The organism is Aureimonas flava (assembly GCF_003583935.1).
Taxonomy (GTDB): Bacteria; Pseudomonadota; Alphaproteobacteria; order Rhizobiales; family Rhizobiaceae; genus Aureimonas; species Aureimonas flava.
Map to the genome: position 1 here is coordinate 170458 of NZ_QYRN01000005.1, position 16208 is coordinate 186665.

At 70.8% G+C, this 16208-nt stretch carries 13 protein-coding genes; 9 read left to right on the top strand and 4 right to left on the bottom strand.

Translation table 11 applies throughout. The features are described from left to right. Positions 1–48: 48 nt before the first annotated feature. The gene (locus D3218_RS10610) at positions 49–489 is read right to left on the bottom strand and encodes a MarR family winged helix-turn-helix transcriptional regulator (RefSeq protein ID WP_119540052.1); all 441 of its coding nucleotides are present in this window, start codon (positions 487–489) and stop codon (positions 49–51) included. Between the two features lie 254 nt (positions 490–743). On the opposite strand from D3218_RS10610, the gene D3218_RS10615 reads away from it, so the two are divergent. Beyond that, positions 744–2327 carry an aldehyde dehydrogenase (NADP(+)) gene (locus D3218_RS10615; RefSeq protein ID WP_119540053.1) on the top strand — a complete coding sequence of 528 codons (1584 nt, stop codon included), beginning with the start codon at positions 744–746 and terminating at the stop codon, positions 2325–2327. Positions 2328–2367: 40 nt separating this feature from the next. On the opposite strand, the gene D3218_RS10620 is transcribed toward D3218_RS10615, so the two are convergent. Then, positions 2368–3279: a LysR family transcriptional regulator gene (locus tag D3218_RS10620; protein ID WP_119540054.1), complete on the bottom strand. Its 912-nt coding sequence runs from the start codon at positions 3277–3279 to the stop codon at positions 2368–2370. Between the two features lie 256 nt (positions 3280–3535). On the opposite strand from D3218_RS10620, the gene D3218_RS10625 reads away from it, so the two are divergent. Genes D3218_RS10625 through D3218_RS10650 form a run of 6 tightly spaced genes read left to right on the top strand, consistent with a single transcriptional unit; the run spans position 3536 to position 9743 of the window. Next, complete coding sequence (locus tag D3218_RS10625; protein ID WP_119540055.1) at positions 3536–4744, top strand: ABC transporter substrate-binding protein; 1209 nt, start codon at positions 3536–3538, stop codon at positions 4742–4744. A gap of 13 nt (positions 4745–4757) precedes the next feature. Further along, the gene (locus tag D3218_RS10630) at positions 4758–5564 is read left to right on the top strand and encodes an ABC transporter ATP-binding protein (protein WP_119540056.1); all 807 of its coding nucleotides are present in this window, start codon (positions 4758–4760) and stop codon (positions 5562–5564) included. Beyond that, on the top strand, positions 5557–6261 hold the full coding sequence (locus tag D3218_RS10635) for an ABC transporter ATP-binding protein (protein ID WP_119540057.1): 705 nt from the start codon (positions 5557–5559) through the stop codon (positions 6259–6261). Before D3218_RS10630 ends, D3218_RS10635 begins: the two co-directional genes overlap by 8 nt. Before the next feature lie 5 nt (positions 6262–6266). Beyond that, positions 6267–7154 carry a branched-chain amino acid ABC transporter permease gene (locus D3218_RS10640; RefSeq protein ID WP_119540058.1) on the top strand — a complete coding sequence of 296 codons (888 nt, stop codon included), beginning with the start codon at positions 6267–6269 and terminating at the stop codon, positions 7152–7154. A gap of 16 nt (positions 7155–7170) precedes the next feature. Beyond that, on the top strand, positions 7171–8121 hold the full coding sequence (locus D3218_RS10645; protein WP_425359303.1) for a branched-chain amino acid ABC transporter permease: 951 nt from the start codon (positions 7171–7173) through the stop codon (positions 8119–8121). Between the two features lie 11 nt (positions 8122–8132). After that, positions 8133–9743 carry a GMC family oxidoreductase gene (locus D3218_RS10650; protein WP_119540060.1) on the top strand — a complete coding sequence of 537 codons (1611 nt, stop codon included), beginning with the start codon at positions 8133–8135 and terminating at the stop codon, positions 9741–9743. A 4-nt stretch (positions 9744–9747) separates the two neighbouring features. Here the strand turns inward: D3218_RS10650 and D3218_RS10655 are convergent, their stop codons facing one another. Further along, positions 9748–11757 carry a sensor domain-containing diguanylate cyclase gene (locus D3218_RS10655; protein ID WP_119540061.1) on the bottom strand — a complete coding sequence of 670 codons (2010 nt, stop codon included), beginning with the start codon at positions 11755–11757 and terminating at the stop codon, positions 9748–9750. 211 nt (positions 11758–11968) lie between these two features. On the opposite strand from D3218_RS10655, the gene D3218_RS20260 reads away from it, so the two are divergent. Beyond that, positions 11969–14641 (top strand): bifunctional acetate--CoA ligase family protein/GNAT family N-acetyltransferase, encoded by a 2673-nt coding sequence (locus D3218_RS20260; RefSeq protein ID WP_119540062.1) that lies wholly within the window; start codon positions 11969–11971, stop codon positions 14639–14641. Between the two features lie 26 nt (positions 14642–14667). Here D3218_RS20260 and D3218_RS19725 read toward each other — a convergent pair whose 3' ends face one another. Beyond that, positions 14668–14856 (bottom strand): hypothetical protein, encoded by a 189-nt coding sequence (locus D3218_RS19725; RefSeq protein ID WP_168990479.1) that lies wholly within the window; start codon positions 14854–14856, stop codon positions 14668–14670. A gap of 216 nt (positions 14857–15072) precedes the next feature. Between D3218_RS19725 and D3218_RS10670 the strand changes: the two genes are divergently transcribed. After that, entirely contained in the window at positions 15073–16179 is a 1107-nt protein-coding gene (locus D3218_RS10670; RefSeq protein ID WP_119540063.1) for a matrixin family metalloprotease, read from the top strand. The last annotated feature ends 29 nt before the right edge of the window (positions 16180–16208 follow it).

Consider the following 16208-nt stretch of genomic DNA (forward strand, 5'->3'; position numbering starts at 1 on the left):
GACCTCTTAGCGGATTCGGCGCGTCTTCGCACGCACCTCGCGCGCCGATCAGGCGGGGTCGGCGATGTTGAGCGCGTCGCGGATCGTCATGAGCTGGCTGCGAAGCTCGGCGAGTTCCGCGGAGTTGGCGCCGGTCGCGGAGCGGGCCGCCGCGGGGATCGGGCAGGCATCCTCGCGCAGCGAGCGGCCCAGCGGCGTCAGCGTGACCTCCACCACGCGCTCGTCGCGCGACGAGCGGTTGCGGCTGACATAGCCCGCCGTTTCCAGCCGCTTGAGCAGCGGCGTCAGCGTGCTGGAATCCAGCATCAGCCGTTCCCCGATGCTTCCCACGGTCTGCGGCTCCTCTTCCCACAGCACCATCATCACGAGGTACTGCGGATAGGTGAGGCCCAGCCGGTCGAGCTTGGGCTTGTAGTAGCGGGTGAAGGCGTGGGTGGCGGAATACACGGCGAAGCAGAGCTGTTCGTCGAGGAGAAGGTCCTTGCTCATCGGGATGCCGCCGCCGTGTCGTGCCGTTGTCCGTCCGTCTCCCATGCCGCAATGCGGACGGGGGCGCAACCGCGAGACGTCTGTCCCCACACGCCGCAGGACACGGTTCGAGCCGATTTCGCTCCGATACGGGTATTTGTCCGAGGAAACGTCGCCGATCGGCATCACCCCGGTTCCCTCCGCGGTCCCGAGCCTATAATCGGAGCGCGAGGCGGCGGGCACGCCGCGCCGGTCGCAACACGACGGAGAATCCCATGACCATCCAAGGCGAGCAGATCATCGGCCAAGCCATCTCCAAGGGAGGGCAGGGCACGGTCCACGCAATCGAGGCGGCGACGGGCACCCGGATGGAGCCGGCCTTCGGCGGCGCGGACAAGGCCGATCTCGACCGGGCCTGCGCCCTGGCCGAGGCCGCGTTCGACGCCTATCGCGAGACCAGCCTGGAGGCGCGGGCGCGCTTCCTGGAGACGATCGCCGACGAGATCCTGGCGCTGGGCGACGCGCTCGTGGAACGCTGCATGGCCGAGAGCGGCCTGCCGCGTGGGCGGATCGAGGGCGAACGGGGCCGCACCATGGGCCAGCTTCGCCTGTTCGCCGGGGTGCTGCGCGACGGCGGCTATCTCGACGCGCGCATCGACCCGGCCATGCCCGACCGCCAGCCGATGCCCCGGCCGGACCTGCGGCTGCGCAACGTGCCGCTCGGCCCCGTCGCGGTGTTCGGCGCCTCCAACTTTCCGCTGGCCTTCTCGGTGGCCGGCGGCGACACGGCCTCGGCGCTGGCCGCCGGCTGCCCGGTCGTGGTGAAGGCCCATTCGGCCCATCCCGGCACCTCCGAGCTGGTCGGACGCGCCGTGCATGCGGCGGTGGGCAAGTGCGGCATGCCGGAGGGCACGTTCTCGCTGATCTTCGCGGCCGAGCGCGCCATCGGCGAAGGCCTCGTGGCCGATCCCCGCATCAAGGCGGTCGGCTTCACCGGCTCGCGCACGGGCGGCACGGCGCTGATGCGGATCGCGGCGAACCGACCCGAGCCGATCCCGGTCTATGCCGAGATGAGCTCGATCAACCCGGTGCTCCTCTTCCCCGGCGCTCTCGCGGAGCGCGGCGCGGCGATCGGCAAGGCCTTCGTCGGCTCGCTGACGCTGGGCGCCGGCCAGTTCTGCACCAATCCGGGCCTCGTGGTCGCGATCGAGGGCGAGGGGCTCGACGCCTTCCTGAAGGGCGCCGAGGAGGCGCTCGTCGCCGCGCCCGCCGCCGTGATGCTGACGCCGGGCATCTGCTCGGCCTATGCCAAGGGCGTCGGCGCGGTCGAAGGCCATGCCTCGGTGTCGGTGGTCGCCAAGGGGCAGGCCGGCGAAACCCTGCGCGGGCAGGCCGCCCTGTTCCGCGTCTCGGCCGCCGACTTCGTCGGGTCCGCCGAGCTCCAGGAGGAGATGTTCGGGTCGGCCTCGATCGTCGTGGTCTGCCGGGACGCCGGCGAGATGACCCAGGTGGTCTCGGCGCTGGAAGGACAGCTCACCGCCGCGATCCACATCGCGCAGGCCGACCACGAGGCCGCGCGCGCCGTGCTGCCTCTGCTCGAGCGCAAGGCCGGCCGCATCCTGGTGAACGGCTTCGGCACCGGCGTCGAGGTGGCGCACGCCATGGTCCACGGCGGTCCCTATCCGTCCACGGCGGACGGGCGCTCCACCTCGGTCGGCTCCAAGGCGATCGAGCGTTTCCTGCGCCCGGTCTGCTACCAGGACCTGCCGGACGGGCTCCTGCCCGACGCCCTGAAGGACGCCAACCCGCTCGGCCTGTGGCGCCGGATGGACGGCACGATGACCGCGCCGAAGGCGTAAGGCGAGACGCCGGGAGAGGGCCGCCCCGGGGCGGCCGTCTTCACGACAGGAGCGGCGCGCCGGCGAAGGTGTCGGCGGCTGCGCGCGCGGTGTCGCGGATGAAGTCCGACAGGAGGCGGATGCGCGGCGCGCCCACGAGGTCGTCGTGGCAGATCAGCCAGTAGTCGCGCTCGATATGCACCTCGCGCGGCAGGATCGGCAGGAGGTCGGCATGCCGGCTGGCGATGAAGTAGGGCAGGACGCCGAGCCCCAGGCCCTGCCGCGTGGCGGCGAGCTGCGCGTGGATGCTGGAGCTCTGGTAGCTCGCCCGCTTGCCCGGCAGGATCTCGCGCAGGTAGTCGAGCCCCGGCGTGAAGATCATGTCCTCGATGTAGCCGATCACCGGATGGGCGGCGAGCGCGCCGGCTTCCGCGATCGGCCCGGCGCCCTCCAGGTAGGCGCGCGAGGCGTAGACGAACAGTCGATAGGGTACGATGCGCTCGCGCCGGTAGGGCCCGCTCGACGGCGAATGCAGCGCCACCGACAGGTCCGCCTCGCGCCGCGACAGGGAGACGATCTGCTGGATCGGCACGAGCTCGATCGACAGGGCGGGGTGGACGCGCGCCAGGACCGGCAGGCGGTCGGCCAGGAAGAAGTTGCCGAATCCCTCCGGCGTCGCGAGCCGCACGGTGCCGCGCGGGGTCGCCGGGCCCTCGGTGGCCGCCTCGGCGAACACCGCCGCGTCGCGCTCGATGGCGCCCGCCCGCTCCACCAGCCGCTCGCCCAGCGCCGTCAGCATGTAGCCGCGCGGCGAGCGCTCGAACAGGCGGACCCCGAGATCCTTCTCCAGCCGGTCGAGCCGGCGCGACACGGTGACGTGGTTGGTGCGCAGGAGGCGTGCGGCGGCGGACAACTGTCCCGTGCGCGCGACGGCCAGGAAGTGCTGCAGGTCGTCCCAGGAAAATCCGCTCACGCACCGTCCCTCGTCTGTTCCTTTTCGTACAGAACATTTTCGGAAATGAACATTCATAAGCATCTCGGCCGGTGCTAGCCTTCCCGGATCGGCAGCACGACGGGGCGGGAGGTCCCGGTGCTGCGGGCGAACGGCTCGAACCCGCGCGACTTGCGAAGACGCGGGGCGGGTCATGGGAGGTTGCGCGACGGAGCCGCGGGCTCCGCCCGTCCGCGCGCCGTCTCCCGGGCTTCGCCGCCAACCGGGAGGACCATGGATGACCCGTATCGCCGCGCTTTCGACGCTTCTTCTCGCCGCCACCGCCCTGCCGGCCGCCGCCCAGGTGTCCGACGGCAAGGTCAAGATCGGCATCCTCAACGACCAGTCCGGCGTCTATGCCGACTTCGGCGGCCGCTGGAGCTTCGAGGCGGCCAAGATGGCGGTGGAGGACTACGGCGGCAAGGTGCTGGACGCGCCGATCGAGGTCGTCACCGCCGACCACCAGAACAAGCCGGACGTCGCCTCCAACATCGCCCGCCAGTGGTACGACACCGAGCAGGTCGATTCCATCATGGAGCTGACGACCTCCTCGGTCGCGCTCGCGGTGCAAGGCCTCTCGCGCGAGAAGAAGAAGGTCACGATCACCACCGGCGCCGCCACCGCGGAACTGACCGGCAAGCAGTGCAGCCCCTACGGTTTCCACTGGGCCTACGACACCCATGCGCTGGCCGTGGGCACCGGCGGCGCGCTGGTGAAGCAGGGCGGCGACACCTGGTTCTTCCTCACCGCCGACTACGCCTTCGGCTATTCGCTGGAGGAGCAGACCTCCAACTTCGTCAAGGAGAACGGCGGCCAGGTGCTCGGCTCGGTGCGCCACCCGCTCTCCACCACCGACTACTCGTCCTTTCTGCTCCAGGCGCAGTCCTCCGGGGCCAAGGTCATCGGCCTCGCCAATGCCGGGCTCGACACGGCCAACGCGGTGAAGCAGGCGGCCGAGTTCGGCATCGTGCAGGGCGGCCAGCGCCTCGCCGCGCTGCTGTTCACGCTCTCCGAGGTGCACGGCCTCGGTCTCGAGGCGGCGCAGGGGCTGTCTCTGACGGAAGGCTTCTACTGGGACCGCGACGACGACTCGCGCGCCTTCTCGCAGCGCTTCTTCGAGCGCACCCAGCGCATGCCCAACATGATCCAGGCCGGCACCTACTCGGCGGTCATGCAGTACCTCAAGGCCATCGAGAAGGCCGGCACCGACGAGACCGAGGCCGTTTCGAAGGCGCTGCACGAGATGCCGGTCGAGGACGTCTTCGCGCGCGGCGGCAAGGTCGGCGCCAACGGCCGCATGATCTACGACATGTACCTCATGGAGGTGAAGACGCCGGCCGAGAGCACCAAGCCCTGGGACTACTACAAGGTGCTCGCCACCGTGCCGGGCGACCAGGCCTATATCGACCCCGCCCAGAGCGGCTGTCCGCTGGTGGGCGCGCAGTAAAGGGGCGCGAGCGATGGCGGGCGCAGCGCAGCGCATCGACCGGGCGGGGGCTCTCCCCGCCGCCGGCGGCGGAGAGATCGTCCTCGCCTGTCGCGGCCTGCGGCGGGATTTCGGCGGTTTCACCGCCGTCAAGGACGTCGATCTCGACGTGCGCCACGGCGAGGTCCATGCCCTGATCGGGCCGAACGGGGCGGGCAAGACCACGGTCTTCAACCTCCTGACCAAGTTCCTCCAGCCGACGGCGGGCACCATCACCCTGATGGGCGCCGACATCACCCGGACCTCGCCCTCCCGCGTCGCGCGGATGGGGCTGGTGCGCTCGTTCCAGATCTCGGCCACCTTCCCGCACATGAGCGTCCTGGAGAACGTGCGCGTCGCGCTCCAGCGCCCGGCCGGCCTCGCCACGCAATTCTGGCGCAGCCTGTCGGCGCTGGAACAGTTGGACGGGCGCGCCATGGAACTTCTGCGCGAGGTCGGGCTCGACGACGCGCGCGATCTCCAGGCGGCCGACCTGTCCTACGGGCGCAAGCGCGTCCTGGAACTCGCCACCACGCTGGCGCTGGACCCCAAGGTCCTGCTGCTCGACGAGCCGATGGCGGGCATGGGGCACGAGGACGTGGGCACCGTGGCGGCGATCATCCGGAGCGTCGCGCGGACGCGGGCCGTGCTCATGGTGGAACACAACCTCAAGGTCGTCGCCGACCTCTGCCACCGCGTCACCGTGCTCCAGCGCGGCGAGATCCTGGCGGCCGGCGACTATGCCGCCGTGTCGACCGACGAGCGCGTCCGCACCGCCTACATGGGGACCGATCATGGTTGAGCCTCTCCTGCGCGTGCGCGGCCTCAACGCCTGGTACGGCGAGAGCCATGCGCTGCACGGCGTCGATCTCGACATCCTGCCGGGCGAGACCGTCACGCTGGTGGGGCGCAACGGCGTCGGCAAGACCACCACGCTGCGCGCCATCATGGGCATCCTGCCCCGGCGCACGGGCGAGATCCGCTTCGACGGCCACGACATGATCCGCGTGCCGCTGCACCGCACGGCCCGCCACGGGATCGGCTTCGTGCCGGAGGAGCGGGCGATCTTCGCCGGCCTGACGGTGGAGGAGAACCTCCTGCTGCCCCCGGTGGTCGCGCCCGGCGGCATGGAGATTGCTGAGATCTATCGCCTGTTTCCGAACCTGGAGGAGCGGCGCGCCTCCGCGGGCACGCAGCTTTCGGGCGGCGAGCAGCAGATGCTGGCCATCGCCCGCATCCTGCGCTCGGGCGTCCGGCTCATGCTTCTGGACGAGCCGACCGAGGGGCTGGCACCGGTCATCGTGCAGCGCATCGGCGAGATCCTGGCGGCGCTCAAGCGCCGGGGCATGACCGTGCTCCTGGTGGAGCAGAACTTCCGCTTCGCCGCCCGCGTCGCCGACCGCTTCTACCTGATGGACCACGGTCAGGTCCTGGACGGCTTCCCCGTGGCGGAACTGCCGGCCCGGATGACCCAGCTCACCGAAACCCTCGGAGTCTGATCGCGATGACCATGGTGTTCGGCATCCCCATCCAGGCGCTGCTCGGCCAGCTCCTGGTCGGTCTCATCAACGGGTCGTTCTACGCGATGCTCTCGCTCGGGCTCGCGATCATCTTCGGGCTCCTGCGCATCATCAACTTCGCGCATGGCGCGCAGTACATGCTGGGCGCCTTCGTGGGCTACCTCCTGCTGACTCATCTCGGCATCGGCTTCTGGTTCTCGCTGCTGCTGGCGCCGCTCGTGGTTGGCCTCGTCGGCGTCCTCGTGGAGCGGGCGGCCCTGTCGCGGCTCTACGACCTCGATCCGCTCTACGGCCTGCTCTTCACCTTCGGCCTCGCGCTGGTGATCGAGGGGCTGTTCCGCTACCAGTTCGGCGCCTCGGGCCAGCCCTACGCACCGCCCGCGCAGCTTGCCGGCGGCACCAATCTCGGCTTCATGTTCCTGCCGAACTACCGCGCCTTCATCGTGGTGGCCTCGCTGGTGGTCTGCATCGGCACCTGGGCGCTGATCGAGCGCACGCGGCTCGGCGCGACCCTGCGCGCGGCCACCGAGAACCCGGTCATGGTGCGCGCCTTCGGCATCAACGTGCCGCTGCTCCTCACCTTCACCTACGGCCTCGGCTCGGCGCTGGCGGGCCTTGCGGGCATCCTGGCCGCGCCGGTCTACCAGGTGTCGCCGCTGATGGGCTCCAACATCATCATCGTGGTGTTCGCCGTGGTGGTGGTCGGCGGCATGGGCTCGATCGGCGGCGCCATCCTGACCGGCTACATGCTCGGGCTCTTCGAGGGCCTGACCAAGGTGTTCTATCCGGAGGCGTCCAACATCGTGATCTTCGTGATCATGGCCGTGGTGCTGCTGCTGCGCCCGGCCGGACTGTTCGGGAGGGCGGCCTGACATGACGAACGCCACCATGACGCTGCCGCACGAGCGGCCGGCCGCCAGGGCCGCCGGGCTCGCGATCCTCGCCGTCGCGCTCGCCGCGCTCTGCCTCGCGCCCTTCCTGGTCTATCCGATCTTCCTGATGAAGGTCCTGTGCTTCGCGCTGTTCGCGGCGAGCTTCAACCTCCTCCTCGGCTACACCGGGCTCCTGTCCTTCGGCCACGCCGCCTTCTTCGGCGGCGCGTCCTACGTCACCGCCTACACGGTCAAGGTCTGGGGCCTGCCGCCCGAGCTGGGCCTTCTGGCGGGCGTCGCCGCCGCGGCGCTGCTCGGCCTCGCGATCGGCTTCCTGGCCATCCGCCGCCAGGGCATCTACTTCTCGATGATCACGCTCGCCCTGTCGCAGATGTTCTTCTTCTTCTGCCTGCAGGCGCCCTTCACCGGCGGCGAGGACGGGCTGCAGGGCGTGCCGCGAGGGTACGCGCTCGGCTTCGTCGACCTGTCGCGACCGCTCGCGATCTATTTCTTCGTGCTCGCCGTGGTGCTGATCGGGCTCTTCGCCATCTGGCGCATCGTCCATTCGCCCTTCGGCTCGATCCTCAAGTCGATCCGCGAGAACGAGACGCGCGCCACCTCGCTCGGGCTCTCGGTCGGCACCTACAAGCTGGCCGCCTTCGTGATGTCGGCGGGGCTCGCCGGGCTCGCCGGCGGCTTGAAGGCGCTGGTGTTCCAGTTCGCGACGCTTACCGACGTCGCCTGGCAGATGTCGGGCGAGGTCATCCTGATGACGCTGCTCGGCGGCATCGGTACCATCGCCGGGCCGCTGGTCGGGGCGGCGCTGGTGGTGTCGCTCCAGAACTATCTGGCGACCTCTGCCTTCCCGGTCACGGTCGTCACCGGTCTGACCTTCATGGTCTGCGTGCTCCTGTTCCGGCGCGGCATCGTGGGCGAGATCGCCCACCGCCTGCGGCGGCGCGGATAGGGGCGGCGGCGATGGAGGGCGAGTTCGACTATGTCGTGGTCGGCGGCGGCACCGCGGGCTGCGTTCTCGCCAACCGTCTGTCGGCCGACCCAGCGCAGCGGGTGCTGCTGCTGGAGGCGGGCGGAAGCGACAACTACGCCTGGATCCACATCCCCGTCGGCTATCTCTACTGCATCGGCAACCCGCGCACCGACTGGTGCTTCCTGACCGACGCGGAGGAGGGCCTCAACGGGCGCGTCCTGGCCTATCCGCGCGGCAAGGTGCTGGGCGGCTGCTCCTCGATCAACGGCATGATCTACATGCGCGGCCAGGCGCGCGACTACGACGGCTGGCGCCAGATGGGCTGCGAGGGCTGGGGCTGGGACGACGTCCTGCCGCTGTTCCGCCGCTCGGAGGACTGGTTCGGCGGGGCCGACGAGATGCACGGGGCGGGCGGCGAATGGCGCGTGGAGAGCGCGCGGCTCCACTGGAAGATCCTCGACGCCTTCCGCGAGGCCGCCGAACAGGCCGGCATTCCGCGCACCGAGGACTTCAACCGCGGCGACAACGAGGGGTCCTCGTACTTCCGGGTCAACCAGCGGCGCGGGGTGCGTTGGAACGCGGTGAAGGCGTTTCTGAAACCCGTGCGCGGCCGGCCCAACCTCCATGTCGAGACGCATGCGCAGGTCCGGCGGCTGGTGGTGGAGGCCGGGCGCGTGACGGGCGTCGAGTTCGCCTCCGGCGCCGAGATCCGCCTCGCGCGCTGCCGGGGCGAGGTGGTGCTGAGCGCCGGGGCGATCGGCTCGCCGCACGTCCTGGAACTCTCCGGCATCGGGCGCGGCGAGGTCCTGGCGGATGCCGGCATCCCGGTCGTCCTCGAGCGCGCCCATGTCGGCGAGAACCTGCAGGACCATCTCCAGCTGCGTTGCGCCTACAAGGTGTCTGGCATCCCGACGCTCAACGAGCGCGCCTCCACCTTGCGCGGCAAGGCGGCGATCGCGCTGGAATACGCCCTGCGGCGCTCGGGGCCGATGTCCATGGCGCCGAGCCAGCTCGGCATCTTCACCCGGTCGGACCCCGCCTACGAGACGGCCAACCTCCAGTACCACGTTCAGCCGCTGAGCCTGGAACGGTTCGGCGAGTCGGTGCACCCGTTCCCGGCCTTCACGGCTAGCGTGTGCAACCTGCGGCCGACGAGCCGGGGCAGCGTCCACGCGCGCGCGCCCGACCATCGGCTTCAGCCGGCCATCCGGCCGAACTATCTCGCCACCGAGGATGACCGGCGCGTGGCGGCGGACGCGATCCGCCTGACCCGTCGCATCGCCGCCCAGCCGGCGCTGGCGCCCTTCCGGCCGGAGGAGTTCAAGCCGGGCGCCGCGTTCCAGTCGGAGGAAGAGTTGCGCGAGGCGGCGGGCGCCATCGGCACGACCATCTTCCATCCGGTGGGCACCTGCAGCATGGGCGCCGACGCCGCCTCCGTCGTGGATCCGCGCCTGCGGGTGCGGGGCGTCGCGGGCCTGCGCGTCGCCGATGCCTCGGTGATGCCGGCGATCGTGTCGGGCAACACGAACTCGCCCACCGTGATGATCGCCGAGAAGGCGGCCGAGATGATGCGCGAGGACCGGCGCGCGGGCGCCGCCTGAGCGGTCAGGCGGCCCGCGCGCGCACCTGGTTGCGACCGCCGGCCTTGGCCGCGTAGAGGGCCTCGTCGGCCTTCTGGAGGATCTCCGCCGCGCCGGACTTCCCCGCGCGCATGTCCGACAGCGAGGCGACGCCGATGCTCACCGTCAGGTATCCGTCCTCGGCGTCCTCGTGCGGGATGCGCAGCGCCAGGACGGCCCGGCGGATGGCCTCGGCACGGATCAGGGCCTCGGCGGGCCCAGCGCCCGGAAGGATCAGGGCGAGCTCCTCGCCGCCGTAGCGCGCGCCGATCTCGTCGTCGCGGCGCACGCAGGCCGCGAGGGCTTCCGCGACCGCCGCGAGACAGCGGTCGCCGGCCGGATGGCCGTAGCGGTCGTTGAAGGCCTTGAAGCGGTCGACGTCGAGCAGGAGCAGGCTGAAGTCGGACCCGTCGCCCGCCGTCGCGAAGGTCTCGTCCAGCCGCCGGTTGAAGGTGCGACGGTTGGCCAGGCGCGTCAGCTCGTCCGTCGCCGCCAGCGTCTCGAGCTGCCGCGTCGCCTCCGCCAGCGCCTCTTCCGTGCGCTGGCGCTGGTCGACGTCGCGCATCGAGATGACGCAGCCGCCCACGTCGTCGACCGGCCGTCCCGACAACTCCACCCAGATCACGCTGCCGTCCTTCCGGCACACGCGGTAGCGGATGCCCTTCACCTCCCCGCCGGCGCGGAACGTCTCAAGGAGCGACTGGACTATGGGCTGGTCCTCGGGCATCGCGATCTCGAGCGGACTGCGTCCCAGGAGTTCCGCCGGATCGTAGCCGAGGATGCGCCGGCTCGCGCCGGTCACCAGCGTGCGCCGCCCGGCGGCATCCACGCAGGAGATCATGTCGGCGGTGTTGTCCGCCACGATCTGGAACTGCCGCTGTCCCGCCGCCACGGCCTCCTCGGCCGCCTTGGCCTGCGCCAGCGTACGCGCCGCCGTGTCCACGAGCTCGCCGAGCCGGCGGAATTCGGGCGCCTGCCAGAAGTCCATTCCCGTGCTCACGGCGAAGTTGCCGGCGCCGATGCGCTGGGCCGAGCGCGACAGGAGCGCGATGGGGCGATGCTGCATCCAGTAGGCGATCAGCGCGGTGCCGCCGAGGGCCAGGATCAGCGTGCCGCCGCCCAGGAGCAGCGTCCAGCGCAGCCGGTGCTGCATCGTCGCGTAGACCTCGGCAGGCCTCACGCCGACGGTCAGCCACAGATCGGCGGTTCCGGCGTTCTGGATCGGCTCGAACCCGTAGATCATGGGCTCCCCCGAAAGGTCGTCGGACGCGGCACTGCGTCCCTCGCCCGCCTGGCGCATCGCGGCGAAGAGACCGAAGTCCGGAGCGATCGTGCCGAATTCGGTCGTGTGCGGCCAGCCGACCAGGATGCGCGCGGCGCGCGGCTGAACGATCGCCAGCGCATGGCCGGTCGCGGCGGACAGGGTGCGGATGTCGCGCTCGATCATCGACAGGTTGAGCGAGGCGAACACGACGCCGCCCGCCGCCGGGCCCGCGGTCGGCGGCAGGCGCATGGCCACGGCCATGGTCGGCTTGCCGCTGACGGGGCTGATCATGAAGTCGCCGGCGAAGAAGCGGTTGCCGCGCGCGTTGATCGCGCGTTCGAACAGGTCCTCGTCGTGGAAGAGCGATCCGGTCACGCCCCGGCTGTGGCAGAGCAGCGTCCGGTCCGGGCCGATCACGCCGATCGTCAGGAACTGCGGCCTCTCCGCCTTGAGGCCCGCCAGAAGCGTGTTGCACGCAGGCTGCTCCAGGCGAAGGATCTGCGGCGTGTGGCGCACGGTGGCCAGGAATTCGCGCGCGTCGTCGAAGACACGTGCGATCCGGGCCGCTCCGAGCTTGGTCTCGCTGGCGATGTTGCGCTGGGCTTCGAGCTCCGCATCCCGGAACGACACCACGAGGCCGGTCGCGATGAGTCCGATCAGCGGCAGCATGGCTGCCGCGATCAGCAACAGGAGGCGACCGCGCACCCCGATGTTGCGAAAGGCGTTCATCATGGAGCGTCGGTCCACCCTTCCTCGCCGCACATGGCCGCGATCGGCGCGCGGCTGGTTGAATTCTTACGTCGCCTACGTTTAACAAATCGCATGGAAGGTTCGTGGTGCGCCTACGCTCGGCGCAACGCATGCGCGAGACCGCGGACCGTCGTCTTCCGCCGGATGGATCCGGCCCGATGTCCTGCCTCGTGCGCGGCGCCAAGGAGTGCGCATGTCGATCCGCAATCTGGACGCGCTGTTCGAGCCGCGCTCCATCGCCCTGATCGGGGCCAGCAATCGGCCGGGATCGGTGGGCGCGGTGCTGGCGCGCAATCTCTTCGGCTCCGGCTTCGACGGACCGGTGATGCCGGTGAACCCGCGCGAGGCCTCGATCCGCTCGGCGGTGTGCTATCCCTCGCTCGACGCGCTCCCCATGGTGCCGGACCTGGCGCTGATCGCCACCCCGGCGGCGGGGGTGCCGGCGTTGGTGTCCGATCTCGGCCGGCGCGGCTGCCGGGCCGCCGTGGTGATCTCGTCCGGCTTCGACGCGGCCGGTCGGGCCGCGCTTCTGGAAGCCGCGCGCCCGCATCTCCTGCGTGTGGTCGGACCCAACTGCCTCGGCGTGCTGTCGCCGCCGGCCTCGCTCAACGCCAGCTTCGCCCATCTGACGCCGCGCAAGGGCGACCTCGCCTTCGTGAGCCAGTCGGCCGCCATGGCGACCACCGTGCTCGACTGGGCCGACGTGCGCGAGATCGGCTTCTCGCACGTGGTCTCGACGGGGGACATGAGCGACGTCGACATCGGCGACCTGCTCGACCATCTCGCCCTGGACGCGCGTGCGCGGGCGATCCTCCTGTATCTCGAGACCGTGACCGACGCGCGAAAGTTCATGACGGCCGCCCGCATCGCCGCGCGCACCAAGCCGGTGGTGGTCATCAAGGCCGGTCGCAACGCCGGGTCGGCGGCCGGGCTGCGGCCCGAGATCGGCGGCGGGCGGGGCGCCGACGACGTCTACGACGCAGCGTTCCGGCGGGCCGGGATGCTGCGGGTCGATACGCTGCGCGAGCTGTTCGAGGCGGTCGCGACGCTCGCCACGGGCCTGCGTCCGAGCGGCGACCGCCTAGCCGTCGTCACCAACAGCGATGCCGCCGGCACCCTGGCCCTCGACGCGCTGGACGGCTTCGGCGGCCGCCTCGCCGGGCTTGGCGACGCGACGTGGCGGCGGCTCGCGCCGATCCTGCCGGGGCCGCCCTCGCCGCAGGGGCTGGTGAAGCTCGCGCCGGACGCTTCGGCCGAGGCCTATGCGGAGGCGCTGGCCGCGATCCTGGAGGCGGGCGAACAGGACGCCGTGCTGGTGATGAACTGCCCGCAGGCCATCGCCGACGGGACCGAGGCGGCGCGTGCGACGGTGGAACGGACGCGCGTCGCGCGTCGCACGCCGATCCTGACCTGCTGGCTGGGCGAGCGGGCCGCCCGCACGGCGCGCCGCGTGTTCGCGGCCGGCAACGTGCCCACCTACCAGACGCCGGACGAGACCGTGCGCGCCTTCATGCAGCTCGTCACCTACCGCCGCAACCAGGACCTCCTGATGCAGACGCCGGCGGCCGTCGCGCCGGCGGGCGTCGATCGCATGGCGGTGGAGCAGCTCGTGGGACGCGCGCGGCGCGAGGGGCGCCTCGTCCTCGGCGAGCCCGAATCCAAGGCGCTGCTGGCCGCCTACGGCATCGCCACCGTGCCCACCGAGATCGCCGCCGACCCCGGCGAGGCCGCCACCCTCGCCAGCCGGATCGGCTTTCCGGTGGCGCTCAAGATCCTGTCGCCCGACATCGCGCACAAGAGCGACGTCGGCGGCGTGCGCCTCCAACTCGATGACGCAGCCATGGTGCGCGAGGCGGCCGAGCACATGGTCCGCACGGTGGTCGAGCGCCAGCCCGGCGCGCGCATCGACGGCTTCACCGTGCAGGCCATGGTGCGCCGTCCCAACGCCAGCGAGCTGCGGCTGGGGATGTCCACCGACCCGGTGTTCGGGCCGATCATCCGCTTCGGGCAGGGCGGCACGGCGGCCGACCTTCTGGACGATCGCGCCGTCGGCCTGCCGCCGCTGAACGGCGTGCTCGCCCGCGACATGATCGGGCGCACCAAGGTCTGGCGTCTTCTGCAAGGCTACCGGGAACGGCCGCCGGCCGACATCGACGCGATCGCCGAGACGCTCGTCACCCTGTCGCGCATGGCCGCCGACCTCGATTGCCTCGCGGAGATCGACATCAACCCGCTGCTGGCGGACGGCGAGGGCGTGCTGGCGCTGGACGCGCGCGTCGTGCTGCGCCCGGACGACCGGGCGGGCCGCCAGCGCTTCGCCATCCTGCCCTATCCGGAGGCGCTCGAAACCGAGATCGTCTCGCGCAAGGGCCGGTTCCGGCTGCGCCCGATCCGGCCCGAGGACGAGCCGGCGCTGGTGCGGATGGTCGAGCTGAGCGATCCCGAGGACGTGCGCCTACGCTTCTTCGCCCCCTTGCGCCGGATCGGCCACGCCTTCGCGGCACGCCTGACGCAGATCGACTACTCCCGCGAGATGGCCTTCGTGGCAGAGCCCGCGGAGTCAAGCGCGCAGGGCGCCATCCTCGGTGTGGTGCGCCTGATCGCGGACCCGGACGGGGAGCGCGCCGAATTCGGCGTCATGGTCCGCTCCGACCAGAAGGGCCGGGGGCTCGGGCGCCTCCTGATGGAGGCGATCCTCGCCTATGCCCGCCGACAGGGCGTCGGCACCGTGCATGGCGAGGTGCTGGCCGAGAACGCCGCGATGCTGTCGATGGCGCGGCGCATCGGCTTCCGGCAGCGGGTGCATCCCGACGATGTGGGGCTGCGGGTGCTGGAGATCGACCTGGCCGCCCAGGGCGCCGGCTAGGCGGGGCTCCCGGCCGCGGCGTGGGCTCAGCGCCTCGAGGCGAGGCCGCGGCGCACGAAGCCGGCCGACACGTCGGAGCGGAGCCGATGCTCCATCTCGTGCTGACGGCGGGCGAGGTTGCGGATGGCGGCCAGGAGATCGCCGCCCGCCTGGGCCACGGCTTCCTCCACGGCGGTCTCGAGTTCATCGTGATGGACGGCGGCGGCTGGCATCATGGCGGGCACTCCGATTCTTGCCTGCCGACCTTGGCGGCGGACGGTGCGCGGCGAAAGCCGGCCCGCGACGCTTTCCACCGATTCGAGCTGTCCATCCTCCGTGAGCGAGCGATAACGCAGATGTGAGCGGACTTTGTTGGCAACCTATTTACCTCACGCGATGGAGGATGGAGCACATCCTCATTCGCCAGTCCGTTGCAGCGCAAGGAACAGAGAATGGTCCAAGTCCCTTACACCGGCTCCAAGTGGGGTGACTCCGCGGCATCCGGCACCGGCGGCGGGACGGTCACCTGGAGCTTCAACCTGGACGGGGCGCGGTTCTACGCGTTCGACGGCGCGATCAGCAGCACGGTGTTCCAGACCTGGGTCCGCCAGGCCTTCGACACGTGGGAAAAGCTCGCCAACATCGATTTCGTCGAGGTGCCCACGGCCTCGGCCGACATCCAGATCGGGCTGGACGCCTTCGACGGGCGCGGCGGGACGCTGGGCGAGGCGAGCTGGACCTATTCGGGCGGGCTTACCATCCACGCCGAGATCGCGTTCGATTCGGCCGAGTACTGGGGCCCGACCTCGGCGGGCGGCACCAATTTCTACGCCGTCGCGGTGCACGAGATCGGCCACACGATCGGCCTCGGCCATGCCGACGATCCGTCCTCGATCATGTACCCCTATCTCGGATCGCTGGTCGATCCCGCCGCGGCCGACATCGCCGCCATCCAGGCGCTCTACGGCGTCGCGGGACAGTCGATCGGCGGGACGGAGGGCGCGGATGTCCTCTACGGCAGCACGGGCGCGGATACGGTGTCCGCGTTCGGCGGGGACGATCTGATCTACGCATACGAGGGCAACGACCTCGTCTTCGGCAACCAGGGCAACGACACCATCCATGCCGGCGTCGGCAACGATCTCGTCTATGGCGGAAAGGACGACGACCAGCTCTTCGGCAACCAGGGCGACGACACCATTACCGGCAACATCGGCAACGACACCGTGCACGGCGGGCAGGGGAACGACCTCGTCCATGGCGGCCGCGACGACGACTTCGTGTCGGGAGACCGTGGCAACGACACGCTGCACGGCGGCTTCGGCAACGACACGCTGGCCGGCGGTTCGGGTGCGGACCTCTTCCTGTTCGACGCCGGGCACGGCAACGACATCATCCTCGACTTCAACGCTGCCGAAGGCGACCGCATGAACCTCGGCGGTCAGACCTACAGCATTTCCGAGAGCAGCGGGTCCGCCGTGCTCGGCCTGTCGGGCGGGGGCACGATCACCCTTCTGGGCGTGACGGCCGCCGCATTCGACGCCGCCGCCGTGGCCTGAAGCGCCGGTCGGGCGAGGACCGCGTCGTT